The 24,858-nt window shown below is 72.5% G+C and carries 22 protein-coding genes and 2 pseudogenes; 6 read left to right on the top strand and 18 right to left on the bottom strand.

Features of this window, described 5'->3' with window-relative positions; translation table 11 throughout:
- The first annotated feature begins 66 nt into the window (after positions 1-66).
- Together ACQZOG_RS18740 and ACQZOG_RS18735 are read left to right on the top strand one after the other, a co-directional pair.
- Positions 67-651 (top strand): VanZ family protein, encoded by a 585-nt coding sequence (locus ACQZOG_RS18740; RefSeq protein ID WP_058916843.1) that lies wholly within the window; start codon positions 67-69, stop codon positions 649-651.
- Positions 652-709: 58 nt separating this feature from the next.
- Entirely contained in the window at positions 710-910 is a 201-nt protein-coding gene (locus tag ACQZOG_RS18735) for a PspC domain-containing protein (RefSeq protein ID WP_033272299.1), read from the top strand.
- 171 nt (positions 911-1,081) lie between these two features.
- Here the strand turns inward: ACQZOG_RS18735 and ACQZOG_RS18730 are convergent, their stop codons facing one another.
- Together ACQZOG_RS18730 and ACQZOG_RS18725 are read right to left on the bottom strand one after the other, a co-directional pair.
- Positions 1,082-1,423 carry a hypothetical protein gene (locus ACQZOG_RS18730; protein ID WP_033272300.1) on the bottom strand — a complete coding sequence of 114 codons (342 nt, stop codon included), beginning with the start codon at positions 1,421-1,423 and terminating at the stop codon, positions 1,082-1,084.
- Between the two features lie 138 nt (positions 1,424-1,561).
- Positions 1,562-2,719 carry an adenosine deaminase gene (locus ACQZOG_RS18725; protein ID WP_037641274.1) on the bottom strand — a complete coding sequence of 386 codons (1,158 nt, stop codon included), beginning with the start codon at positions 2,717-2,719 and terminating at the stop codon, positions 1,562-1,564.
- Between the two features lie 113 nt (positions 2,720-2,832).
- On the opposite strand from ACQZOG_RS18725, the gene ACQZOG_RS18720 reads away from it, so the two are divergent.
- Positions 2,833-3,591, top strand: a complete 759-nt coding sequence (locus ACQZOG_RS18720) for a dienelactone hydrolase (RefSeq protein ID WP_033272302.1) — start codon at positions 2,833-2,835, stop codon at positions 3,589-3,591.
- A gap of 10 nt (positions 3,592-3,601) precedes the next feature.
- On the opposite strand, the gene ACQZOG_RS18715 is transcribed toward ACQZOG_RS18720, so the two are convergent.
- Positions 3,602-4,564, bottom strand: coding sequence for a LysR family transcriptional regulator (locus tag ACQZOG_RS18715; protein WP_037641271.1), 963 nt, complete (start codon positions 4,562-4,564; stop codon positions 3,602-3,604).
- A gap of 63 nt (positions 4,565-4,627) precedes the next feature.
- Between ACQZOG_RS18715 and ACQZOG_RS18710 the strand changes: the two genes are divergently transcribed.
- Positions 4,628-5,911, top strand: coding sequence for an MFS transporter (locus ACQZOG_RS18710; protein ID WP_430741670.1), 1,284 nt, complete (start codon positions 4,628-4,630; stop codon positions 5,909-5,911).
- 152 nt (positions 5,912-6,063) lie between these two features.
- On the top strand, positions 6,064-7,086 hold the full coding sequence (locus ACQZOG_RS18705) for a sigma-70 family RNA polymerase sigma factor (protein WP_033272305.1): 1,023 nt from the start codon (positions 6,064-6,066) through the stop codon (positions 7,084-7,086).
- 21 nt (positions 7,087-7,107) lie between these two features.
- Here the strand turns inward: ACQZOG_RS18705 and ACQZOG_RS18700 are convergent.
- Positions 7,108-7,308: pseudogene (locus ACQZOG_RS18700) on the bottom strand (STAS domain-containing protein); the annotation flags it as partial.
- Between the two features lie 177 nt (positions 7,309-7,485).
- Between ACQZOG_RS18700 and ACQZOG_RS18695 the strand changes: the two are divergent.
- The gene (locus ACQZOG_RS18695; protein ID WP_430741669.1) at positions 7,486-8,406 is read left to right on the top strand and encodes an AEC family transporter; all 921 of its coding nucleotides are present in this window, start codon (positions 7,486-7,488) and stop codon (positions 8,404-8,406) included.
- Between the two features lie 4 nt (positions 8,407-8,410).
- Here the strand turns inward: ACQZOG_RS18695 and ACQZOG_RS18690 are convergent, their stop codons facing one another.
- The 14 genes and pseudogenes from ACQZOG_RS18690 to ACQZOG_RS18625 form a co-directional block, all read right to left on the bottom strand.
- On the bottom strand, positions 8,411-8,995 hold the full coding sequence (locus ACQZOG_RS18690; protein WP_203550236.1) for a Uma2 family endonuclease: 585 nt from the start codon (positions 8,993-8,995) through the stop codon (positions 8,411-8,413).
- 95 nt (positions 8,996-9,090) lie between these two features.
- Positions 9,091-10,365 (bottom strand): thymidine phosphorylase, encoded by a 1,275-nt coding sequence (locus ACQZOG_RS18685; protein ID WP_430741885.1) that lies wholly within the window; start codon positions 10,363-10,365, stop codon positions 9,091-9,093.
- Positions 10,366-10,463: 98 nt separating this feature from the next.
- Positions 10,464-10,865, bottom strand: coding sequence for a cytidine deaminase (locus ACQZOG_RS18680; RefSeq protein ID WP_033272309.1), 402 nt, complete (start codon positions 10,863-10,865; stop codon positions 10,464-10,466).
- Positions 10,862-12,136: an ABC transporter permease gene (locus tag ACQZOG_RS18675; protein ID WP_163085920.1), complete on the bottom strand. Its 1,275-nt coding sequence runs from the start codon at positions 12,134-12,136 to the stop codon at positions 10,862-10,864. Before ACQZOG_RS18675 ends, ACQZOG_RS18680 begins: the two co-directional genes overlap by 4 nt.
- Positions 12,133-13,254, bottom strand: coding sequence for an ABC transporter permease (locus tag ACQZOG_RS18670; RefSeq protein ID WP_033272311.1), 1,122 nt, complete (start codon positions 13,252-13,254; stop codon positions 12,133-12,135). The genes ACQZOG_RS18675 and ACQZOG_RS18670 overlap by 4 nt, the downstream gene beginning before the upstream one ends.
- Positions 13,254-14,834 carry an ABC transporter ATP-binding protein gene (locus ACQZOG_RS18665; protein WP_033272312.1) on the bottom strand — a complete coding sequence of 527 codons (1,581 nt, stop codon included), beginning with the start codon at positions 14,832-14,834 and terminating at the stop codon, positions 13,254-13,256. Before ACQZOG_RS18665 ends, ACQZOG_RS18670 begins: the two co-directional genes overlap by 1 nt.
- Before the next feature lie 198 nt (positions 14,835-15,032).
- Entirely contained in the window at positions 15,033-16,082 is a 1,050-nt protein-coding gene (locus ACQZOG_RS18660; protein WP_033272313.1) for a BMP family lipoprotein, read from the bottom strand.
- Positions 16,083-16,397: 315 nt separating this feature from the next.
- A complete protein-coding gene (locus tag ACQZOG_RS18655; protein WP_033272314.1) occupies positions 16,398-17,447 on the bottom strand; it encodes a BMP family lipoprotein in 1,050 nt (349 codons plus the stop codon).
- A 594-nt stretch (positions 17,448-18,041) separates the two neighbouring features.
- On the bottom strand, positions 18,042-19,271 hold the full coding sequence (locus ACQZOG_RS18650) for a M20 family metallopeptidase (protein ID WP_033272316.1): 1,230 nt from the start codon (positions 19,269-19,271) through the stop codon (positions 18,042-18,044).
- A 259-nt stretch (positions 19,272-19,530) separates the two neighbouring features.
- Positions 19,531-20,619: a hypothetical protein gene (locus tag ACQZOG_RS18645; RefSeq protein WP_351035385.1), complete on the bottom strand. Its 1,089-nt coding sequence runs from the start codon at positions 20,617-20,619 to the stop codon at positions 19,531-19,533.
- A gap of 44 nt (positions 20,620-20,663) precedes the next feature.
- On the bottom strand, positions 20,664-21,599 hold the full coding sequence (locus tag ACQZOG_RS18640; protein WP_037641261.1) for an N-acetylneuraminate synthase family protein: 936 nt from the start codon (positions 21,597-21,599) through the stop codon (positions 20,664-20,666).
- A gap of 14 nt (positions 21,600-21,613) precedes the next feature.
- On the bottom strand, positions 21,614-22,795 hold the full coding sequence (locus tag ACQZOG_RS18635; RefSeq protein WP_430741884.1) for an HAD hydrolase family protein: 1,182 nt from the start codon (positions 22,793-22,795) through the stop codon (positions 21,614-21,616).
- A 93-nt stretch (positions 22,796-22,888) separates the two neighbouring features.
- A pseudogene (locus tag ACQZOG_RS18630) lies at positions 22,889-23,383 on the bottom strand (cytidylyltransferase domain-containing protein); the annotation flags it as partial.
- Positions 23,384-23,414: 31 nt separating this feature from the next.
- Positions 23,415-24,722, bottom strand: coding sequence for a DUF6716 putative glycosyltransferase (locus tag ACQZOG_RS18625; RefSeq protein ID WP_058916836.1), 1,308 nt, complete (start codon positions 24,720-24,722; stop codon positions 23,415-23,417).
- Positions 24,723-24,858: the final 136 nt, after the last annotated feature.

Below are 24,858 nucleotides of genomic sequence, written 5' to 3'. Positions count from 1 at the left end.
ACGCCTCAGCGGTTGAACGGGTGACATCCCGGAACCGGCCGAGGCGCACGCCGCGTCTTGGGGATCGTGCAGCGTCAAGGCTTCATCGGCGGCACCGCCGCATCCCGTATCCGTGTGACCGGAGGCGTTCTCCTGGCCGCACATCTGGCGTTCGTCGCCTGGTACACGCTGCGCCCCCTGGACGTCCCGTGGGTGATGCCCGCCAATCTGCGGCCGCTGGACGGGATCCGCGCCGACTTCGCGCTGGGCTGGGCGACGGGGCTGCGCCGCACCCTGGAGTCGATGGCGCTGCTCGCGCCGCTGGGCGTGCTGCTGCCGATGGCCGGGGGCCGGCCGTCGGTGTCCCGGCTGGGTTCGCTGGTCCGCACCACGGCCGCGACCGCCCTGGTGTCGCTGGCCGTGGAGCTGCTGCAGACCGGGGTGCCGGGCCAGGTGGTGGACGTCGACTCGCTGCTGCTGAACACGGCGGGCGCCGCGCTGGCCCACGCCGCCGTGGTGCCCGCCGGGCGCGCCTGGCTGCGCCGGCGGACGCTCCTCCCGGCGGCGGACGGGGCCGTCCGGAGGGAGGAGGCCCTTCAGGGGCGGACCCCGACGATTCCCAGGGTCGGGATCGCCCCGTGGAGCGACGCTTTGCCCCCTTCGTCTCCGTAACGTGGAGGTACGGGGGCAGCCGCACGGGATGCCTCGCACCGTTCACGAAGGAGTCGCGATGAGCAGCCTCGCCCGCCCCACCGACGGCCGCATGATCGGCGGTGTCTGCGCCGGGCTGGCCCGGCGGTTCGGCACCTCCGCGAAGACGATGCGTGTCGTGTTCCTGGTCTCGTGCCTGCTGCCGGGCCCGCAGTTCCTGCTGTACCTGGCCCTGTGGGTCCTGCTGCCCTCGGAGGACAAGGCCCGCACGGCCTGGTAGGGCGGCCCGCGCGGCGCCCTCACCCCCGAGGCGCCGTACGACGCCGGCCTCCCGGTTCCTGCGCGGCATCATCTCCCTGAGGCCTCGCGCGGGACCGTGGACCTCCGAGCACACCGATGGGGCGCGACCCGTTTCCGGGTGCGCCCCATCGGCCTGTCTCCGGCCGGAGGGTCAGCCGCCGAGCGGAAGGCCGTTGACGTTCACGCCCTTGGTCGGCAGCTGGTTCACCGGCAGCCCGCCGAGGAGGCCGGCGCCCGGCACCTTGGAGCCGAGCTCGCCGGCGACCGGCGCGGCGGTGCCGAGCCCCTTGCCGGCCACGTCCTGGCCCGTCGTCAGCGCCTCGGCCGCGCCGGGCAGCGCGGCCGCCTGGTCCGTCGGCAGCGCCTGGGTGACGGTGTCCAGCCCCGGGGCGGCCGGGAGGGCCGGGGCCGCCTGGGCGGCGCCCGCACCGGCGGCGGCGAAGGCGGCGCCGAGAGCGGCGACACCGAGGGTCTTGGCAGCAGACTGCTTCATGAAAGGCGTCCTCGAAATGGGATACGGGGATGTGAGCGGTGCTGCGACCGTAATCAGGCGCCCCGGTCCGCCGCAAACATCGAAATGCGGACGGATGGTGAAAGCGTTGCGCGTTCACCTTTCCCAGTGATGCCCCTTTCAGCCCTCCGTGAGGGAAGAAGCGCTGGTGGAAGCGGTCTGACGGAACAGCCATTCGGATTTCAGTTCTGCGTATCCGGGCTTGATCACGTCATTGATCATGGCCAGTCGTTCATCGAAAGGAATGAATGCGGACTTCATCGCATTGACGGTGAACCACTGCATGTCGTCGAGCGTGTATCCGAAAGCCTCGACCAGGTGCTCGAACTCGCGGCTCATGCTGGTGTGGGACATCAGCCGGTTGTCCGTGTTCACCGTGGCGCGGAAGTGCAGCCGCCGCAGCAGCCCGATCGGGTGGTCGGCGTACGAGGAGGCGGCGCCGGTCTGGAGGTTGGAGCTGGGGCACAGCTCCAACGGGACGCGCTTGTCGCGGACGTAGGCGGCGAGCCGGCCGAGCTCGACCGTGCCGTCGTCGCGTACCTGGATGTCGTCGATGATCCGCACGCCGTGCCCGAGCCGGTCGGCGCCGCACCACTGGAGCGCCTGCCAGATGGACGGCAGCCCGAACGCCTCGCCGGCGTGGATGGTGAAGTGGTTGTTCTCCCGCTTCAGGTACTCGAAGGCGTCGAGGTGCCGGGTGGGCGGGTGGCCGGCCTCGGCGCCCGCGATGTCGAAGCCGACGACGCCCTGGTCGCGATAGGCGTTGGCGAGTTCGGCGATCTCCAGGGCGCGGGCGGCGTGCCGCATCGCGGTGAGCAGGGCGCCGACGCGGATGCGGTGGCCGTTCTCCCTGGCCCGCCGCTCGCCCTGGCGGAACCCCTCGTTGACGGCCTCGACGACCTCCTCGAGCGTCAGCCCGCCTTCGAGGTGCTGCTCGGGCGCGTAGCGCACCTCGGCGTAGACGACGCCGTCCTCGGCGAGGTCCTCGGCGCACTCGGCGGCGACCCGGACGAGCGCGTCACGCGTCTGCATGACGCCGACGGTGTGCGTGAAGGTCTCCAGATAGCGTTCCAGGGAGCCGGAGTCGGCGGCCTGGTGGAACCAGAGGGCGAGTTTGTCGGGGTCGGTGTGGGGCAGGTCGGTGTAGCCCGTCCCGCGGGCCAGGTCGACGACGGTGCCGGGGCGCAGTCCGCCGTCGAGGTGGTCGTGCAGCAGAACCTTGGGCGCCCGGCGGATCTGGTCCGAGGTGGGGGCGTTCGCGATGGTCTGGCTCGTCATTTCCGCACCATAACTCCTACGCGCGTAGATCACCCGGCGCCCGGAAGCGCCGATACGGAAAGGTGACCGCACGGACGGGTCGCGTCCACCGCGTCTTCTGAGAATGTTCTGCCATGGCACAGCAAGCGACGCCGCTACGCACGGCCCGGCTGGGGAGGGCGCTCGGCTCGGAGCCGGCCACGGTGAACGGGGTGGCGCTGCTGCTCCCGAACGGCGAGGAGTCCTCCGCCCGCAGACCGTCACCGCTGGCCGCGGTCTCCGTACGCGGCCTGGGCCGCCGCCTGGCCCGCGCGGGTCGCGACCAGCATCTGGCCACGCATGTCGTCCACTACCGCTACCGCGGCTGGAACGGCGACGAGGCGCACCTCGCGCACGACGCCGCCTGGGCCGCCGACGAGGCCGTACGGCGCTACGGGGACGTGCCCGTCTGCCTGGTGGGCCTCGGCATGGGCGGCAGGGCGGCGCTGCGCGCGGCGGGCCACGACGCGGTCAACTCCGTGGTGGCGCTGTCCCCCTGGCTGCCGGAGGAGGACGGGACGGCCCCGGCGGAGCCGGTGAGGCAGCTCGCGGGCCGCCATGTGCTGATCGTGCACGGCACGAACGACGCGCGCACCGACCCCGAGCTGTCGTTCCGTCTCGCGGCACGCGCGAAGAAGGCGAACCGCGAGGTGTGCCGCTTCGAAGTGCACGCGGACGGACACGGGTTGAACCAGTACCGGGACGAAGTGCTGGCGCTGACCGAGGACTTCTCGATGGGCGTGCTGTTCGGCCGGGGCTTCTCCCGCCCGGTGCAGGACGCGCTGGCCGCTCCCCCGCCGCTGGGGCTGCGGATGCCGCTGGCGGCGGGGTTCGGGACGACGTTACGGCACTGAGTCCGGCCCGCTACCCCGGCAGCAGGCTCCCGCGCTTCGACAGCAGGAACTTCTTGAACGCCGCCACCGGCGGGGTGTCCGGGCGGCCCGCGAGCCAGGCCACGCCGATCTCCCGGGCCGCCCTGGGGGCGGTCACCGTCAGTTCGACCACGCCGGGGCGCGGGAAGGGCGGCGGGGGCAGCAGGGCGACGCCCAGGCCCGCCGCGACCAGCCCCCGCAGGGTCTCGGCCTCCTCGCCCTCGAAGGCGATGCGCGGGGCGAAGCCTGCCTCGGCGCACAGGTCGTCGGTGATGCGGCGCAGCCCGTAGCCCGGTTCCAGCGTCACGAACGTCTCGTCGGACGCCTCCGCCAGGCGGACCCGGCGGCGGGAGGCGAGGCGGTGGTCGGCGGGGACGACGAGGCGCAGCTTCTGCTCGTCGAGGCGGCGCGCCACCAGGTCCGGGGCGGACGGCACCGGCGAGGTCAGGCACAGGTCCAGCTCGCCGCCGCGCAGCCCCTCCAGCATGGCCTCGCCGTGGTTCTGGACGAGGCTGAAGCGGATGCCGGGGTGGTCGGCGCGGAAGGCGTGCAGCAGGCCCGGCACGGTCTCGGCGCCCATGGTGTGCAGGAAGCCGAAGGCGACCTTGCCGGTGGCGGGGTCGGCGTCGGCGCGGACCGCCTCGGCGGCGCGGCCGATCTCGTCCAGGGCGCGGTCGACGGAGGCGTAGAAGGTGCGGCCCGCCGGGGTGAGGGAGACGGTGCGGCCGTGCCGGGCGAACAGGTCGACGCCCAGGTCCTCCTCGAGGCGGACCAGGGCGCGGGAGAGGGTGGACTGCGGCACCTGCATCTCCTGCGCGGCCCGCGTGACGTGCTCGGTGCGGGCCACCCCGGCGAAGTGGGCGAGGCGCGGGGCGAGCAGCCGTGCCGTCTCTTCCCTGTCTCGTGTGTCACCGGTCTGTGACAGGCGACCGCCTGACCTCTGCTGATGCTCCATGGGAACGATTATGGCGATTCCATGCATTGGACGGATCAGCGGAGACCTCCGTACGTTCGAGGCATGACTCCCGCCAGTACCGGGGCGTCCACCCGCGTGGACGCCGTCGCATCCGTTCCCTCCGCCCCGCAGCCCTCCGTCGAGACCCGGATGTCCCCGGGCGGTCCCGGTTACCGCCGGATGAGTCTCGCCCTGTTCCTCGCGGGCGTCGCGACCTTCGCGCTCCTCTACTCCACCCAGGCCCTTCTGCCGCTGGTCTCCTCCGACTTCGCCGTCAGCGCGAGCGACGCGAGCTGGACCGTGTCGGCGGCGACCGGCGGCCTGGCGCTGTTCGTGCTGCCGATGAGCGCCCTGTCCGAGCGGTTCGGGCGGCGTACGGTCATGACCGCGTCGCTGGCCGTCGCGGTCACCCTCGGACTGCTGGTGCCGTTCGCCCCGTCGCTCGGGGCGCTGGTGGCGCTGCGGGCGCTGCAGGGCGCGGCGCTGGCCGGGCTGCCCGCCTCGGCGACGGCGTACCTCGCGGAGGAGGTCACGCCGAGGGCGCTGGTGACGGCGATCGGGCTGTTCGTGGCCGGCAACAGCGTCGGCGGGATGAGCGGCCGGGTGATCACCGGCTGGGTGGCGCAGGAGTGGGGCTGGCGGGCCGCCGTCGGCGTCATCGGGCTGGTCGCGGTGGCGTGCTCGGTGGCGTTCCGGATGCTGTTGCCGGTGCCGCGGCACTTCGAGGCCGGGTCGCTCGCGCCGCGCGTGCTGGCCGGCACCGTCCGCCGGCACCTCGGGAACCCGCTGCTGCGGCGGCTGTTCGCGATCGGCGCGCTGTTCATGACGGTGTTCGGGGGCGTGTACACGGTCATCGGGTACCGGCTGACCGAGGAGCCGTTCTCGCTGCCGCAGGGCGTCGCCGGGTCGGTGTTCCTGGTGTACCTGGTGGGCACGGTGTCGGCGTCCGCGGCCGGACGGCTGGTGGGCCGGCTGGGCCGCCGGGGCACCCTGTACGCGGGCGGCGCGACGACCGCGGCCGGGCTGCTGCTGTCGCTGGCGGACACGCTGCCGCTGGTGCTGCTGGGTCTGGTGCTGATCACGGCGGGGTTCTTCGCGGGGCACGCGGTGGCCTCGTCGGCGGTGGGCAGGACCGCGACGGAGGGCCGGGCGCAGGCGGCCGCGCTGTACCAGTCCGCGTACTACATCGGGTCGAGCGCGGGCAGCGCGGTGGGTGCGCTGGCCTTCCACGCGGGCGGCTGGTCCGGGACGGTGGCGGTCGGTCTGGTGGCCGTGGCGGGCGTCGCGGCGATCACCCTGGCCGGGACCCGGGCGGCGGCGCGGACCGGGGAGGCCGCCCCCGCCTGACGGCGGGCCGGGGGCGCGCGCCCGGCCGGTCCGCACCACCCTTTACCTGCGGATTCGTCCACTCGGGGGGCCGTTGTCGGTGGGCTGCGGTAGCTTCCGAGGTGGTGGGCGCGACGGCGCGCCGCCATGAGGCCGCTTGGGGTGGGTGGACGATGACGAACGGCACGGCGACGACGGACCTGGACGCCACGCTGGAGCGGTACCGGGTGGAGCTCACCGGGTACTGCTACCGGATGCTCGGTTCGTCCTTCGAGGCCGAGGACGCGGTGCAGGACACGATGATCCGTGCCTGGCGCAGCCTCGACAAGTTCGAAGGGCGCTCCAGTCTCCGTTCCTGGCTCTACCGCATCGCGACGAACGTCTGCCTGGACATGCTGTCCGCGGGCAACAAGCGCGCCCGTCCGATGGACCTCACGGAGACCACGCCCCTCGCGCAGGCCGCCCTGTCCCCCCGCCCGGACCACACCTGGCTGGAGCCGATGCCCGACGACCGGGTGCTGCCCACGCCCGCCGACCCGGCGGAGGCCGCGGTCGCCAAGGAGTCCGTGCGGCTGGCGTTCATGGCGGCGCTGCAGCGGCTGCCCGCCAAGCAGCGGGCGGTGCTGATCCTGCGCGAGGTGCTGGCGTGGAAGGCGAGCGAGGTCGCCGAGCTGCTGGACACGTCCGTCGCGTCGGTGAACAGCGCGCTGCAGCGGGCCCGGGCGACGCTTGCCGAGCGGCGGGAGCCGGGTGCCGACGCGTCGGTCTCCGACCCGCTGGACGAGGACCAGAAGAAGCTCCTCGACCGGTACGTGGCCGCCTTCGAGGGCTACGACATGTCGGCGCTCACGGCGCTGCTGCACGAGGACGCCATCATGACGATGCCGCCGTTCGACCTGTGGCTCACCGGCGCCGCCGACATCACGGGCTTCATCACGACGCTGGGCGCCCCGTGCGCCGGCTCCCGGCTGGTGCCGGTGCGGGTCAACGGCCTGCCCGGGTTCGCGCAGTACAAGCCCGACCCGGAGAACGGCGGCTTCGTCCCGTGGGCGATCCAGGCGCTGGAGATCTCAGACGGCCGGATCACCGGGTTCCACTGCTTCCTGGACACGCAGCGGTGGTTCCCTCTGTTCGGGCTGCCCCTCCGTCTCGAAGCGGAGGCCGACGAGGTCGAGCAGGGCGCACAGCGCGGGTGAGGGGTCGCGCAGCCGTATCCGCCCGCCGGCCCGGCGGGCGGTGAGCTGCAGCCGGGCCAGCAGGTTCACGGCGGCCAGCCCCGGCGGCCCCAGCCCGGCGACGTCGCACACCACGACACGGCCGCTCCCCCCGCCGTCCAGCAGGGCGCGCAGCGCCTCGCACGGCCCGCTCACCTCTCCGGGGGTGAGGGGGCCGCAGAGCACGAGTACGGGCGGTGTCATGGCGTCCACGAGCGGTAGACCGGGCGGGCGCCCGTAACTCATCGGGCGGCGTCCCGCCGCCCGGCGCCGAGGATCACATTGACCTGGGCGCGGCCCTCCCCGGAGGGTTGCCTGTATGCGCCACAGATCATCGTCCCCGCTGGTGTCCCGTGCCCCCGGCCGTCACGGGGAGCCGCCGTGCAGGGGGTGCTGAGCGGCTTCCTGGTGATCGCCGTCGTCATCGGCGTCGGCTACGTCATCGGACGGCGGGGGAATCTCGGCGCGCAGGGCAGTGAGGTGCTGACCAAGCTGGCGTTCCATGTGGCGTCCCCGGCCTTGCTGTGCACCACGCTCGCCCGCGCGGATCTGTCGGTGGTCTTCTCCGGGCGGCTGCTGGTCACCGCGCTGAGCACGGCGGCGGTGGCGGGCGTCTTCGTCGCGGTGGGCGTGGCGCGCGGCTGGGGCGTGGGCCGCACCACCATCGGCGCCCTCTGCTCCAGCTACGTCAACTCCGGCAACCTGGGCATCCCCATCGCCGTGTACGTACTGGGGGACGCCTCGCTGGTGGCGCCGGTGCTGCTGTTCCAGCTGGTCGGGGTCACGCCGGTCGCGCTGACGATCCTCGACCTGTCCACGGCGGGCGGGAAACAGCCCCTGTGGCGGCGGCTGCTGACCCCTTTGCGCAACCCGGTCGCGCTGGGGTCGCTCGCGGGGGTCGCGGTGTCGGCGGCGAGGGTGGAGATCCCCGGCCCGGTGTGGGACCCGGTGCAGCTCATCGGCAACATGGCGGTCCCGGCGGTGCTGCTCGCCTTCGGCATCTCGCTGCGGGGCAGTGCCCTGCCGCTGCGGAACGGTGACCGGGGCGCGGTGCTGCTGGCCGTGGGTCTGAAGGCGGTGGGCCAGCCCCTGGCCGCCTGGGCCCTGGCCGCCGGCGTCTTCGGCCTGCACGGCGCCCACCTCCTGGACGTGGTGGTCACCTCGGCCCTCCCGGCCGCCCAGAACCTCTTCACCTACGCGAGCAGCTACGGCATCGGCGAGCGCCTGGCCCGCGAGTCCATCCTCGTCTCGACGGCCCTGTCGGTACCGGTACTGGTGACGGTGGCGGCGGTGCTGGGGTAGGTGATCAGGCCTCGGGGAACTCGGCCGTGTCGATGACCAGGTCGAAGGGGGCGGGGAGTTCGATCGGCTCGCCGAACTTCACGCTCTTCAGGGGCCGGTAGACGTCGTCCTTCGGCTCGCCGTAGAGCGTCACGGTCGGGCCGTCGGGGGCCCAGGCGTCGACCAACAGGTAGAGGGGGATGCCGGCGGCGGCGTAGGCGGCGGGCTTGCTGACGCGGTCGTGGCGGGCGTTGGACTTGGAGGTGACCTCGACGACCAGTTCGGCCAGACCGGCGGGGATGTGGGTCTCGGACTCGGTGTGCTCGTGCACGGGCGCGACCATGAGATCCGGGATGAGCATGCCCAGGCGCGACGGCACGGCGATGGCAAGGGTCTGGAAGATCTCCCAGTCATCGGGGATCGCGGAGTAGAGGCGGCGCTGAATACGGGCCGCGATCACGTTGTGGCGATACGCGGGAGCGGGTGACACGGTGACGATCCCCTCGATGATCTCCACCTTGCTGCCCTCGGGCCACTCCATCTCCTCCCAGAACCGGACGAGGTCGTCCCAGCTCTGCTCGGGGTCCTGGCTCACGGTGAGTGCGCTCACGGCGGTCTCCTATCGGTACGTCGCCGAGTACAGCATGACGAACGGGACCGGCAGGGGTCCACCGGTCCCGTTCACCCGAAAGGAGAAAGCCCTGGTCAGGCGATGCGCTCCCGGACCACCGGCGTGGCGGTGAAGTCCGTGCCGGAGCCGATGTCGAAGGAGTTCTCCAGGGACTGGAGCGCGTAGTCGAAGCGGTCCGGGGTGTCCGTGTGGAGGGTGAGGAGGGGCTGGCCCTCGGTGACCTGGTCGCCGGGCTTGGCGTGCATCTGGACGCCCGCGCCCGCCTGCACCGGGTCCTCCTTGCGGGCGCGGCCCGCGCCGAGACGCCAGGCGGCGACGCCGATGTCGTAGGCGTCCAGGCGGGTGAGGACGCCCGACGCCGGGGCCTTCACGACGTGCTGCTCGCGGGCGACCGGGAGGTGCGCGTCCGGGTCGCCGCCCTGTGCGGCGATCATGCGGCGCCAGACGTCCATCGCGGAGCCGTCGGCGAGGGCCTTCGCAGGGTCGGCGTCGCGGATGCCGGCCGCGTCCAGCATCTCGCGGGCCAGCGCGATCGTCAGCTCGACGACGTCCGAAGGGCCGCCGCCCGCGAGGACCTCGACCGACTCGCGGACCTCCAGGGCGTTGCCCGCCGTGAGGCCGAGGGGGGTGGACATGTCGGTGAGCAGGGCGACCGTCTTCACGCCGTGGTCGGTGCCGAGGCCCACCATGGTGGAGGCCAGCTCGCGGGCGTCCTCGATCGTCTTCATGAAGGCGCCGGAGCCGACCTTCACGTCCAGGACCAGCGAGCCGGTGCCCTCGGCGATCTTCTTCGACATGATCGAGGACGCGATCAGCGGGATCGCCTCGACCGTGCCGGTGACGTCGCGCAGGGCGTAGAGCTTCTTGTCGGCGGGGGCGAGTCCGTCGCCGGCCGCGCAGATCACCGCGCCGGTGGTGTCCAGCACGGACAGCATCTCCTCGTTGGAGAGCAGGGCCCGCCAGCCGGGGATCGACTCCAGCTTGTCGAGGGTGCCGCCGGTGTGGCCGAGGCCGCGGCCGGAGAGCTGCGGGACGGCCGCGCCGCAGGCGGCGACGAGCGGTGCGAGCGGCAGGGTGATCTTGTCGCCGACGCCGCCGGTGGAGTGCTTGTCGGCGGTGGGGCGGGACAGGGACGAGAAGTCCATGCGCTCGCCGGAGGCGATCATCGCGGCGGTCCAGCGGGCGATCTCCCGGCGGTTCATGCCGTTGAGCAGGATCGCCATGGCGAGGGCCGACATCTGCTCGTCGGCCACCTCCCCGCGGGTGTACGCGTCGATGACCCAGTCGATCTGCTCGTCGGTGAGTTCGCCGCGGTCCCGCTTGGTGCGGATGACGGAGATGACGTCCATGGCCATGGCTGGCGTTCCTTCCGGGGTGCGAAGAGCACGGCCCCTCCGCTCGACGGCGCCCGGGGTGCCGGGCGTCGTCGGGAGGGGCCGCACGGGAGTTACTTGGTGAGGTGCTGAGGGCCGAAGGCCTGGGGCAGCATCTCGGACAGGGGCAGGATGCCCTCGGGCGTCTCCAGCAGCAGTCCGGGCCCGCCGAACTCGTACAGCAGCTGACGGCAGCGGCCGCACGGGACGAGGATCTCGCCGCCGCCGTCCACGCACGTGAAGTGCGTGAGCCGGCCGCCCCCGGTGCGCTGCAGCTCCGAGACCAGTCCGCACTCGGCGCACAGGCCCAGTCCGTACGACGCGTTCTCGACGTTGCAGCCGGTGACCGTGCGTCCGTCGTCGACCCGTGCCGCGACGCCGACCGGGTACCCCGAGTAGGGGGCGTAGGCGTGGGACATGGCGTCCCGCGCCGCCGCGCGCAGGGCCTCCCAGTCGACGTCGGCGGCCGCGGTCACTTGCCCTGTCCCTTCCGGTACGGCATGCCGTCCGCCTTGGGCATGCGAAGCCGCTGGGCGGAGAGGGCGAGGACGACCAGGGTGACGACGTACGGCGTGGCGGCGACGACCTGGCTCGGGACCTCGTTGGTGCCGGCGTACCAGGCGAAGACGAGGGCGCCGACGACCAGGGTGACGGCCGCCTGCACGTACTTCTTGCGGATCGCCAGCCAGATCGCGCCGATCACCAGGAGCAGCGCGCCGAGCAGCAGCAGGGCGTGCACGTTGGTGGAGCCGCCGCGCAGGTTGAGGCTGTCGGTGTAGCCGAAGAGGCCGGCGCCGATGGCGAGGCCGCCCGGCATCCAGTTGCCGAAGATCATCGCGGCGAGGCCGATGTAGCCGCGGCCGCTGGTCTGGCCCTCCAGGTAGAAGGGGTTGGCCACGATGGAGAGGAAGACGCCGCCGAGGCCGGCCAGTCCGCCGGAGATGATCACGGCGAGGTACTTGTACTTGTAGACGTTGACGCCGAGGGACTCGGCGGCCACCGGGTTCTCGCCGCAGGAGCGCAGCCGCAGACCGAACGGGGTGCGCCAGAGGATCCACCAGGTGCCGGGGATCAGCGCCACGGCGATCAGGGTCAGCCAGGAGACGTTGGTGACCAGGCCGCCGAGCAGGCCGGCGATGTCGGAGACGAAGAACCAGCCCTTGGCGTTGAGGTCGGTCAGCCAGTCGGACAGTCCTGGCACGGTGAAGTGGCCGAGGGACTCGACCGCCGGGGACTGCTTGGCGGAGCCGCCCTGGTGGCCCTCGAAGGCGAGGGGGGCCAGGTAGCGGGTGGCGCCGAGGGCGAGGATGTTGATCGCCACACCGGAGACGATGTGGTTGACGTTGAACGTGACGGTCACGATGGCGTGCAGCAGACCGCCGAGGCAGCCGCCGATCAGGCCGACGAGGACGCCGGTCCACGGGCCCCACTGGAATCCGGCCCAGGCGCCGAACCAGGTGCCGAGGATCATCATGCCCTCGAGGCCGATGTTCACCACGCCCGCGCGTTCGGCCCACAGGCCGCCGAGGCCGGCGAGGCCGATCGGCACGGCGAGCTGGAGGGCGGTGGACATCTGGCTGACGTTGGTGATGCCGTCGGCACCGGTGATCAGGCGCACGATCGAGGTCAGCGCCAGGGCTCCGGCGATGATCAGCATCAGGACGGGCAGCGACAGGCGGCGGCCGGTCTTCGGGGCGTGTTCCAGCGACGGCTGGTTGACGTCGGTCGCTGTGGTCGGAGCGGTCATCGGCCGGCCACCTCCTTCGTGGTGTTGTTGGCGCCGAGGACGTGACCGGCGGCGAGCTCCGCGCCGACCCGGCGCTGCTGGCGGCGCAGACCCCACTCGCGGACGGCCTCGTAGGAGACGACCACGGAGAGGACGATCAGGCCCTGCATGATGACCGCGATCTCCTTGTCGTAGCCGTGGAAGTCCAGCTCGGGCGACGCCTTGTCGAGCCAGGCCCACAGCAGGGCGGCGAAGACGATCCCGACCGGGCTGTTGCGGCCGAGCAGGGCGATGCCGATGCCGAGGAAGCCGATGCCGGTGGGGAAGTTCAGGTTGTACGTGTGCGAGTCGCCGAGCAGGATCGGCAGGCCCGCCAGGCCGGCGATGGCGCCGGAGAGCAGCATGGCGGTGAGGACCATGCGCTTGGGGTCGACGCCGCTGGCGGCCGCGGCGGAGCTGGACGCGCCGGAGGCGCGCAGGTCGAAGCCGAAGCGGGTGCGGTTGAGGGTGACCCAGTAGCCGATGCCGAGGAGCACGGCGAGGATCACCAGGCCGTAGATCTCGCCGGCCGCGCCGAGGTCGATGCCCGGGATCCAGCCGGACTCGTGCATCTCGCCGGTGGTGCTGTTGTTGCCGATCTTGACGCCGAAGACGTCCGGCTTCCACATGTAGACGATCAGCGAGGTGGCGATCGCGTTGAGCATGATCGTGGCGACGACCTCGCTGACGCCGCGGGTGACCTTGAGGAAGCCGGCGATGCCGGCCCAGAAGGCGCCGGTGAAGACGGCGGTCAGCAGCAGCAGCGGCACCTGGAGGAACGCGGGCAGGCTGGCGTGCGCGCCGACGATGGCGGCCATCATCGCGCCGAGCTGGTACTGGCCGTCGACGCCGATGTTGAACAGGTTCATCCGGAAGCCGATGGCCACGGCCAGGGCCGCGATGTAGTACATCGAGGCCTGGTTGAGGATCAGCACCTGGACGTCCGCGTACCCGGCCTGCTCGAACATGAGGGCGAACGGCTCGACGGGGTTCTTGCCGGAGGCGATCAGCACGATCGCGCTCAGCACGAAGGCCACGGCGAGCGCGATGACCGGGCCGGCCACCGCGAGGAGCACGCGCTCCTTGTCGAACTTCTTCATCAGCGGGCCTCGTCTTCCGGAGACTCGGCGGACTTGGACACGTCGGCCTGGGTCTCGGCAGGGGTCTCTTCGTGTTCGAGGTGGCCCTCGGCGGCGCCGGTCATGGCGGTGCCGAGTTCCTCCGGGGTGATGGTGGCCGGGTCGGCGTCGGCGACCAGCTTGCCGTCGTAGATCACGCGGAGGGTGTCGGACAGGCCGATCAGCTCGTCCAGGTCGGCGGAGATCAGCAGCACGGCCAGGCCCTCGCGGCGGGCCTCGCGGATGTGGTCCCAGATCGCGGCCTGCGCGCCGACGTCCACACCGCGGGTGGGGTGGGCGGCGATCAGGAAGCGCGGCTTGTGGCTCATCTCGCGGCCGACGATCAGCTTCTGCTGGTTGCCGCCGGACAGGGAGGCGGCGGTGACGTCGATGCCGGGGGTGCGGACGTCGTACTCGGTGACGATCCGGCGGGTGTCCTCCTGCGCGGCCTTCGGGTCCAGCCAGACGCCCTTGGCGTTGGGCTTCTCGGTGACGTGGCCGAGGATGCGGTTCTCCCAGAGGGGCGCCTCGAGCAGCAGGCCGTGGCGGTGGCGGTCCTCGGGGATGTAGCCGATGCCCTCCTCGCGGCGCTTGCGGGTGGCCCAGGCGGTGATGTCCTCGTCGGCCAGCCGGATGACGCCGGAGTCGGCGTGGCGCAGGCCGATGAGGGCGTCGACCAGTTCGGTCTGGCCGTTGCCCTCGACGCCGGCGATGCCCAGGATCTCGCCCTCGTGGATGGTGAAGGAGATGTCGTCGAGGAGGGCCTTGCCGCCGGGGGCGGCCAGGCGCAGCTTGTCGACGGTGATGACGGGCCGGTCGGTGACCGTGGACTCGGCCGTCTCCGGGGTGGGCAGCTCGCTGCCGACCATCAGCTCGGCGAGCTGGCGCGGGGTGGTCTCGGAGGGCACGGCGGTGCCGACCGTGGTGCCGCGGCGGATGACGGTGATGTCGTCGGCGACGGACAGCACCTCGCCCAGCTTGTGGGAGATGAAGATGACCGACAGGCCCTCGGCCTTGAGCTCGCGCAGGTTGTCGAAGAGCGCGTCGACCTCCTGCGGGACGAGCACGGCGGTCGGCTCGTCGAGGATCAGGGTGGTGGCGCCGCGGTAGAGGACCTTGAGGATCTCCACGCGCTGGCGGGCGGCGACGCCCAGCTCCTCGACCAGGACGTCGGGGCGGACCTCCAGGCCGTAGCGCTCCGAGAGCTCCTTGATGCGGCGGCGGGCCTTGCCGCCGATGCCGTGGAGCTTCTCGCTGCCGAGGACGACGTTCTCCAGGACGGTGAGGTTGTCGGCCAGCATGAAGTGCTGGTGCACCATGCCGATGCCGCGCGCGATGGCGTCGGCGGGCGAGGAGAAGTTCACCTGTTCGCCGTGGACCGTGATGGTGCCCTCGTCCGGCTTCTGCATGCCGTAGAGGATCTTCATCAGGGTCGACTTGCCGGCGCCGTTCTCGCCGACGAGGGCGTGGACGGTGCCCTTGCGGACGGTGAGGTGGATGTCGTGGTTGGCGACGACACCGGGGAAGCGCTTGGTGATCCCGGCGAGCTCCACGGCGGTCACCGTCTTGTGGACCGCCGCTCCGGCCGGAGGGCTGCTGGACGCGTTGATGACGCACTCTCCTGGGGACGGGGGCCGTCTACGCGCGTAGCGCCCCTTCGGCATACAAAGGGGTGGCACACCTGACCGACGGGGTGCGAGGAGCCAGGCTCCTCGCACCCCGTCGAGCGGTCGCGACCCCGCGGTGGTTCAGGGTGTGACTCAGCTCGACTTGACCTTGATCTCGCCGCTGATGATCTTCTCCTTGGCCGTCTCGATGGCTTTCTGGAGCTCGGCGTCGTCCGCGAACTTCGGGTTGGAGTTCGACAGGCTCACCTCACCCGTCTTGAGATCGCCCTTGACGATACCGGTCGCGGGCTTGCCGTCCTCGACCGACTTCGCCAGGTTGTAGACCGCCTTGGCGACGTCCTTCATCGCCGAGGTCAGGATCGAGTCCTTGTACTTGGCGAGGGCTTCCTGCTGGTACTGGTCGGAGTCGACACCGATCGCCCACACCTTGTTGGCGGCGGCGGCCTCGATGACACCCTGACCGGACAGACCGGCGGCCGCGTAGACGACGTCGGCCTTCTTCTCGATCTGGCCCTCGGCGGCGCTCTTGCCCTTGTCGGGGCTGGAGAAGCCGCCCTCCTCCGCGGTCTGCGTGAGGAACTGGGAGATGACCTTGACCTTGGGGTCGGTGTCCTTGACGCCCTGCTCGAAGCCGGCGCGGAACTTGTGGATCAGCGGGATGTCCACACCGCCCACGAAGCCGACGACGTCGGTCTTGGTGCTCTTGGCGGCCGCGACACCGGCCAGGTAGGAGGCCTGCTCCTCGGAGAACACCAGGTCGGCGACGTTCTTCGCCTCGACGGTGGCGTCGTCGACGATGCCGAAGGTGGTGTCGGGGAACTTCTCCGCGGCGCCCTTCACGGCGGACGCGTAGGCGTAGCCGACGCCGACGATCGGGTTGTAGCCCTGCTTCGCCAGCGAGACGAGGCGCTGCTCCTTGTCGGCGTCGGTCTCACCGTCGGTGGGCTCGACGTCGGCCGTCTCGTAGCCGAACTCCTTCTTCGCCTTCTCCAGGCCCGCGAACGCGGCGTCGTTGAAGGACTGGTCGCCCTTGCCGCCGACGTCGTAGGCGATGGCGAGGCCCTTGCCCTCCTTCGACTCCGAGGAGCCCGAGGAGGTCGAGGTGCCGCCGCAGGCGGAGAGGGCGAGGGCCAGGGAGGCGGTCGCTGCGCCTGCGACCGTGATCCGGGAAATCCGGCGCATGTGTGGTGCTCCTAGTCGTACAAGCGCCGGGAAACGGTACGGGCTACGGCGCTGGCTTCGCCGCAGATTAACGCGCGTAGACCTGCCTGAAAACCCCTTCTGTCCACCTTGTTATGCGCCCGTGTTCAAGCCGGTTCCGCCTGCCGGGACGGGGCGTTGCTGTTCGCGAACGGAAGGTGGCGGTGGGTGAGCGCCCGGAGCCTCCCGGCGGCTTCCGGACGGCCTCTTCCGGGAGTACGCCGCAGCGGGCGGGCGCGAGGTGCGCCCGCCCGCTGCGTACGGGAGGCCGACGCCGGACCGGGTCCGGCGTCGGGGTCACTCCGTGTTGACCTTGATGCTGCCGTCGGTGATGCCCTTCTTGGCCTCGTCCACGGCCTCCTTCAGGCCCGGGATCTCGGCCATCTTGGGGTTGCTGTCGGACAGGCCGACGCCGTTGACCTTGAGGTCGAAGACCTGGGTGCCGGTGAGCGGCTTGCCGTCCTGGACGGACTTGGTCAGCGTGTAGACCGCGCCGCCGACGTCCTTCAGGGCGGAGGTGAGGATGAAGTCCTTGTAGCCGGCGAGGGCTTCCTGGTTGTACTGGTCGGAGTCCACGCCGATCGCCCAGACCTTGGCCTTGGCCGCGGCCTCGATGACGCCCTGGCCGGAGAGGCCGGCCGCCTGGTAGATGACGTCCGCGCCCTTCTCGATCTGGCCCTCGGCGGCGGCCTTGCCCTTGTCGGGGCTGGAGAAGCCGCCCTCCTCCGCGGTCTGCGTCAGGTACTGCGAGACGACCTTGACCTTGGCGTCGGTGTCCTTGACGCCCTGCTCGAAGCCCGCCTGGAACTTGTGGATCAGCGGGATGTCCACGCCGCCGACGAAGCCGACGGTGTCGCTCTTGGTGGCCTTGGCGGCGGCGACACCGGCGAGGTAGGAGGCCTGCTCCTCGGCGAAGACCAGGGAGGCGACGTTCTCGCCCTCGACGACGGAGTCGACGATGCCGAACGTGGTGTCGGGGTACTTGGCGGCGACGGCCTCCATCGCGGGGCCGTAGGCGAAGCCCACGCCGATGACCGGGTTGTAGCCCTGGCGGGCCAGCGAGGCCAGGCGCTGCTCCTTGTCCGCGTCGGTCTCGCCCTCGGTGGGCTCGACGTCGGCGGTCTTGAAGCCGAATTCGTCCTTGGCCTTGGTGAGGCCGGCGAATGCGGCGTCGTTGAAGGACTGGTCGCCCTTGCCGCCGATGTCGTAGGCGATGGCGACGCCGAGGTCGTCCTTGGAACCGCCGCTGTCACCGTTGTCACTGCTGGTTCCGCCGCAGGCGGTGGCGGCGAGCGCGAGCGAAGCGACCCCCACCGCTACGCGGGTCAGTTTGGATATCCGACGCATCTGAAGTTCCCCATTCTCCAAAGCCCCGCAGCGGGTGCTCGGTTCGGCGCACATTAACGCGCGTAGACACTCCTGGGAACGGGGTCGTGCGGGGCCGTTATCCATTCGTGCCGATGGCCGGTTACGCCCTTGTGAACCAGGGGGTCGCAGGGAGGCGAATCGGGCATACGCGTCTGCACGCGCCCCACGCTGCACCTCCGGGGAGCGGGCCGCAAGCGGAATGGGCCGGGGAGGTGCGATACGAAAGGGCGCCTCCAGGCACCGTTCAGTGCACACCCCTCAGGGGCGCGGGGAACTGTGCGATCAGCACCCCGAGGGGCGCGGGGAACTGCGCGCTCAGCCACGGACGGCCCGCACACGGCGCTGAAACGATGCCGCCGCGCCCACCCATGCCGCCCCCGCGGCACGACTGCCCACCGTGGGGGAAGCACCCCTAAGGGGCGCGGGGAACTGCGCGCTCAGCCACGGAGGCCCCGCACACGGTGCTGCAGAGGTGCCGCCGCGCCCACCCGTGCCGCCCCGCGGCACGACTGCCCGCAGCTGGGGCGGTACGCCCCTCAACCGTGCGGGGAACCGCGCGAACGCGTACGCCGTCTAGCGCAGCGCGTCCAGCAGGGCCGCCGCGGTGAACAGCTCCACGCCGACGGTGATGGCGTGCTCGTCCACGTCGAAGTCGCCCTGGTGCAGGTCGCGCACGATGCGCTCGCCGGGGGTGCGGACGCCGAGGCGGGCCATGGCGCCGGGGACGCGCTCCAGGTACCAGGAGAAGTCCTCCCCGCCCAGGCTCTGTTCGGTGCCCTCGACGGCCTCCGTGCCACGGCGGGCGGTCATCGCGTCGCGCAGCAGCTCGGTGGCCCCGGCCTCGTTGACGACCGGCGGGACGCCCCGCACGTAGTTGATCTCCGACTTGGCCCGGTGCAGGTTGGCCACCTCGTCGATGGCGGCGACCACGACGTCCGGCGCCTGCCGCCAGGTCTCCAGGTCCAGGCAGCGGACGGTGCCGGAGAGTACGGCGTGCTGCGGGATGACGTTGGGCGCGTGGCCGGACTCGATCCGGCCCCAGGTGACGGCGAGCCCGCTGCGGGTGTCGACCCGGCGGCCGACCAGCGCGGGCACGTCGGTGACGACCCGGGCGGCGGCGGTGACGAGGTCGGTGGTCAGGTGCGGGCGGGCGGTGTGGCCGCCGGGGCCCTCCAGGGCGATCTCCAGCCGGTCGCAGGCGGAGGTGATGGCGCCCTGGCGCAGCCCGATCTTCCCGGCGTCGACGCGCGGGTCGCAGTGCACGGCCAGGATCCGGCCGACGCCCTCCAGCGCGCCGTCGGCGATGACGTCGGCGGCGCCGCCGGGCAGCACCTCCTCGGCGGGCTGGAAGATCAGCCGGACCGGTCGGGGCAGCAGGCCCTGGCGGTGCAGTTCGGCCAGCACGAGGCCGGCGCCGAGCACCACGGTGGTGTGCACGTCGTGACCGCAGGCGTGGGCGCGGTCGGGCACGGTGGACCGGTAGGCGCAGCCGGCCTTCATGTCGGGGATGGGCAGGGCGTCGATGTCCGCGCGCAGGGCGAGCATGGCGGCGTCGGTGCCGGCTTCCTCGTCCGTCCCGATGTCACAGATCACCCCGGTCCCGCTGGACAGTACGCGGGGGCGCAGGCCCGCGCGCTGCAGGCGCTCCTTGATCGCGGCGGTCGTACGGAACTCCTGGTTGCCCAGCTCCGGGTGCATGTGGAGGTCTCGCCGGAACGCCACGAGTTCCGCGCGCAGTGCCTCGGGCAGCGCGCCGGGGAGCACCGCTCCCCCGGGGAGATCGATCTCGGACTCCAGTGACATCAGTGGCTTCACCCTTTGAAGAGTAGGGCTCCGAAGCGCTCCACCGACCCCTGATCAAGAAAAATCAGCCCGTTGGAGGGAGAAAATCCGGCCGCCCTACGCATAGCCGTTCAGCGAGATGGGTACACTCACCGCCCTTTTGTGAGGGTAGGGGCGCTCGGCCTGCCGGGCCATGAGGTCGGTCACAGCCCCCGCGCGGGCGTCGGCACCTTCCGTCCTTCCACGGTTACCACGTCCGGCCCAACCCACGCCGAGCGGTTCATCTGGCGGACAGCGGGCCGGTGTCCGGGGGCGCGGCGGGGCGCAGGGGGTGGGCGCCGCGCGCGGTGCCGACGACGTCGGCGAGGAAGCCCCGGGCGCGCGGGGAGGCATGGGCGGTGAGCCACTCCGGGTCGATGTCGCACACCGCGATCCGCACGTCTGTTCCGGCCAGGGCGAGCGGCAGGGTGTGGACGACGGTGGAGGGGAAGCTGACGACCGTGCGTCCCACGGGGCCGCGGCGGGCGACGAGTTCCAGGGGCAGTTCGGGACGGACGATCTCCAGGCCCGTCTCGACGGCCAGTCGATGCAGCTTCTCGGTGGTCTCGCGGCGGTGCGCGAAGTAGCGCCGGGCGCCGTGGGTCCGGGCGAGGGCGCCGACCGCCGCCACGTAGGCGTCGGCGTCGACCACGCCCGTCTCGACCAGGGAGGTGCCCACCAGGTCGGCCCCGCGGGTGACGCGCGGCGGTCCGAAACGGTCGCGGGTCCAGGCGAAGGCGTGGGCGCGGACGGTGACACCGGGTGGGACGTCCGCCATCGGCATGGAGGTGAACACCTCCACGGTGCGTTCGCCGCCGGGGGTGAGCCGGCGCCGGGCGGCGGCGGACACCGGGGCGAGGACCAGGTCGCGGGGCCCGGGGCGGCCGCCCTTGCGGTGCCAGCGCACCAGGCGTTCGCCGCGGGCGAGCTGGCCGGCGAACTCCATGGTCGCCGTGCCGTCGTCGACGACCACCACCTCGGGCGCCCGGGTGATGGTCAGCAGCAGCTGCACGTAGCGGGAGAACGGGTCGCCGAGGACGACCCGCCGCGCCCGGCGCAGCGGCACGGCGAGGCCGCCCATGGTGCGCAGCGGGGCGGACACTCCCCCGCGCGCCTCCTCCCAGCGGACGTCGTGCCCCTCCTCGCGGGCCAGTTCGGCCATGCGGCGGAGCTGGCCGCGGGTCATCGGGTCGACCGGGGACAGCACCACGAGGGCGAGTCCCGCGCCGGGCGCGTGGGCGTGCGCCCACTCCAGCACGTTGAGCAGCTGGACCGGGCTCTCCACGAAGGCGAGCGTGCGAGGGCCGCTGCGGCCGGCGCGGGGGCTCATCGACGTACGACCGTTCCCGTCGTAGGGGTGGAGGTGAGGGCGGGTCAGACCGACACGGGCTCGCCGGCGGCCGTGGCGATCTCCGCCTCGGCGACGACACCGGCCACCCGGCGGAGCTTCTTCATCGGGCCGAGCTCGGAGTCGTAGACCTTCTTCACGCCGTCGCCGAGGGAGGCCTCGACGGCGCGGATGTCGCGTACCAGGCGCTGGAGGCCCTGGGGTTCGACGGAGGCGGCCTGGTCGGAGCCCCACATGGCGCGGTCGAGGGTGATGTGACGCTCGACGAAGACCGCGCCGAGGGCGACGGCGGCCAGCGTGGTCTGCAGGCCGGTCTCGTGGCCGGAGTAGCCGATCGGGACGTTCGGGTACTCCTGCTGAAGGGTGTTGATGACGCGCAGGTTCAGCTCCTCCGCCTTGGCCGGGTAGGTGGAGGTGGCGTGGCAGAGCAGGATGTTGTCGCTGCCGAGCACCTCGACGGCGTGCCGGATCTGCTTGGGGGTGGACATGCCGGTCGAGAGGATCACCGTGCGGCCGGTGGCGCGCAGTTCGCGCAGCAACTCGTCGTCGGTGAGGGACGCGGAGGCCACCTTGTGCGCGGGCACGTCGAACTTCTCCAGGAAGGCGACGGCCTCGGTGTCCCACGGGGAGGCGAACCAGTCGATGCCCTTCTCCTTGCAGTACGCGTCGATCTGCCGGTACTCGTCCTCCCCGAACTCCACGCGGTGCCGGTAGTCGATGTACGTCATCCGGCCCCACGGGGTGTCCCGTTCGATGTCCCACTGGTCGCGCGGGGTGCAGATCTCCGGGGTGCGCTTCTGGAACTTGACGGCGTCGCAGCCGGCGTCGGCGGCGGCGTCGATCAGCTTGAAGGCGTTGTCGAGGTCGCCGTTGTGGTTGATGCCGATCTCGCCGGTGACGTAGACGGGGCGGCCGGGGCCGGCCTCGCGGTTGCCGAGGGTGCGGATACGGGAGTCGCTCATGACCAGGGGTTTCCTTACTGGGGGAGGGAATCGAGAGAGGGACCGAGGATCCAGCCGGCGATCTCTCGGACCGCGCCGGCACCGCCGGGGACGGTGGTGACCGCGCGGGCGGCGCCGCGTACGGCGTCGTGGGCGCTCGCGACCGCCACGGGCCAGCCGACGAGGGCGAAGCACGGGAGGTCGTTGACGTCGTTGCCGACGTAGAGCACGCGTTCGGGCGCGATGCCCTGTTCCTCGCACCACTGCTTGAGGGCGAGGTCCTTGCGGTCGACGCCGTGCAGCACGGGGATCCGGAGCTTGCGTGCGCGGGCGGCGACGACCGGGTTCTGCTCGGTGGACAGGATCAGCAGCTTCAGGCCGCCGCGGCGCAGGGCGGCGACGCCGAGGCCGTCGCCGCGGTGCACGGAGACGAACTCCCGTCCGTCCGCGTCGATCAGCACCCGGTCGTCGGTCTGGGTGCCGTCGAAGTCGAGGACCACCGCGTCGATGTCGTCGGCGGTGGGCAGGCCGGTGCGCCCGGCGTCGAGGAGCGGCGCGAGGGCGCGGGCCCGGGCGAGGTCGTGCGGGTCGTCGACCTCCAGGACGCGCGCGGGGTCGGTGCGCACGAGGCCGGTGCGGCCGAAGAAGCGGTGGCCGTGCTCGCGCAGCCCGGCGGCGTCCATGGCGTAGGCGGCGCCGGTCTCCAGGAAGTCCTGGGGGCGGTCCTGGCGGCGGGGGCGGAAGGACTTGTCGTGGTTGACGCCGTGGCCTCCGCGGACCGCCGCGGCTCCTTCTCCGGTGGTCCGCGCGCCCGTCGCGGCGGCGGACTCGGCCGGCCCGGAGACTGTCCCGGCCGGCCCGGCGGCGGACTCGGCCGTGCCCACGGCCGTCTCGGCCGGCCCCGCGGCTCGCCCGGCGGCCAGGGCTCCACCCCCCGCGGTCCCGGCGTCGGTCCCGGCCGTGCCCACGGCGATCGCGGCCGGCCCGGAAGTCGTATCGGCCGGCCCGGCGGCGGACTCGGCCGTGACCGCGGCGGTCACGGCCGGCCCCGCGGCTCGCCCGGCGGCCCGGGCTCCACCCCCTGCGGTCCCGGCGGCGGTTCCGGCCGTGCCCACGGCGATCGCGGCCGGCCCGGAAGTCGTATCGGCCGGCCCGGCGGCGGACTCGGCCGTGACCACGGCGGTCACGGCCGGCCCCGCGGCTCGCCCGGCGGCCAGGGCTCCACCCCCCGCGCTCCCGGCGGCGGACTCGGCCGTGACCACGGCGGTCTCGGCGGCCGCAGTGCCGGTCCCGGCCGGTCCACTGGCCGTCGCGCCGGCCGTCGCGCCGGCCGTCCCGGCGGCCGTCTCGCGCCAGACGAAGCCGTGGAACGGGGCGACCGTCACCGCCGTGTCGGCGTCGCCGTGGGCGACCGCGGCGGCCACCCCGTCGACGTCCTCGCGGGTGAGGAAGGGGCTGGTGCACTGGACGAGCAGGACGACGTCCACGCGGACGCCGTGCAGTGCCTCGTGGGCGTCCAGGGCGTGCAGCACGGCCGCCTCGGAGGTGGCGGTGTCCCCGGCGAGGTCGGCGGGCCGCAGCACGACCTCGGCACCCGCCTGCCGCGCGGTCTCGGCGATGGCCGCGTCGTCGGTGGAGACGACCACGTCCGTGACGTGCCGGGCGGCGCGGCACTCCCGTACGGCGCGGGCCACCAGGGGCACGCCGCCGACGGGGGCGAGGTTCTTCGCGGGGACGCCCTTGGAGCCGCCGCGTGCGGGGATCACGGCGAGCACCCGGCGGACGGCGGGCGTTGAGTCGGACATGGGGTCAGCTCCTGGGACGGGGGCGGGGCGGTCACAGCTCGCCCATGCGGCGGATCGCGGGGGCCACGCGCTGCACGCCGTGGCGGTAGGCGCCGCGTGCGGTGCGGCGCACGATCCGCCGGACCGGGCCCGGCTGCCGGTCCGCGGCGGGCGCGCCGGGCAGCGGCGTCCCGTCGGGGCCGAGGTGGTGACGGGCGAGGACGCCGGGCAGATAGCCGGGCGCGGTGACGGGCGTGTAGTACGGGGTGAGCGGCGGGAGTCCGCCGGGTTCGTCGAGCAGTGCGGCGATGCGGGCGCGCGCGGTGTCGAAGGCCGTCTCGTACGTGCCGTCCGCGGTGACGCCCTGCCGGGCCAGCCACGTCTCGTCGGGCGCCGGGAGGTGTCCGGCGTCGAGCTGGTCCCAGGAGGCGAGGCACCCGGAGCCGACGAAGTGGTGGTTGCCGAGCGCCTCGCGGATGCCGAGGTCGGTGAGCACCGCGGTGGGGATGCGCCGGTGCAGGGCCTCCAGGGCGGCCGTCGAACTGACGGTGACGAGCAGGTCGGTGCGGTCCAGGACCTCGCCCATGTGCCCGTGCACCAGGCGCAGGTTGGCGGGCAGGCCGAGGCCGCGGGCCAGCTTCTGGTAGGGCAGTTCCTCGATGTGCGTGGTGTGTTCGCCGGGCCGGGAGCGCAGCTTCAGCAGCACCTCGCGCCCGGGGTGCCGGCGGGCGTGCTCCACCAGCCGGTTCAGCAGGTACGTGCGGTCCGCGCGGGTGTCCGGCACGGACGGCTGGGCGGCGAACACCACCGTGTACGGCGCGTGGCCGCCGGTGTGGGGCGCTCCCCCGAGGAACGGCAGCGCGACCTCGGTGACCGCGTCCGCGCCGGCGCCGACGCCCTCGTACACGGCGCGGAAACGCTCCGCGTCCTGGCGGGAGTTGGCCAGCACCAGGTCGGCGCCGTGGCGCAGCAGCAGGCCGTCGGTGAGCTTCTCGTAGACGACGCCGACGTAGCCGGTGACGACGACCGGCCGGCGGGGCCTGTCCTGCCAGACGCGGCGCAGCCCGTGCAGCATCGCCTGCACCCCTCCGCCGACCAGCGCGAGCACGAGGACGTCACAGGGCTCCTCGTCCATGGCGCGCAGGAACTCGGCCGCGGTGACCTCCCGCAAGGAGTCCGCGCGGACCCCGACCTCGCCGAGCTGGCGGGCGGTGGGCGTGGCGCGGCCCCGCAGCAGGAATCCGTCCAGGCGGATGTCACGCGGCGCGATGCGTTTCGCGGTGAGCGTGCCCCATTTCCAGCGGGTGTCGGAATCCGCGAGGACCGCCACCCTGAGGGGCTTGTTTGCACTTGCTGGCACACCCGGGACGCTAGGAATCGAATTCCGCGAACTGCCCAACCGCGCCTCAACGAAAAGTTAACAACACCCCACCGAGAACCGAACCGGCCTGGGAAAAGTCCGGAGGAAGAAGCGGTCCACCGGACCGACACATCGA

Source organism: Streptomyces sp. P13-3-3, assembly GCF_050571355.1.
In the GTDB taxonomy this organism is placed as follows: Bacteria; Actinomycetota; Actinomycetes; order Streptomycetales; family Streptomycetaceae; genus Streptomyces; species Streptomyces althioticus.
Note: the sequence above shows the minus strand (reverse complement) of the source record. Positions and strands in the feature narration are given on the sequence as shown.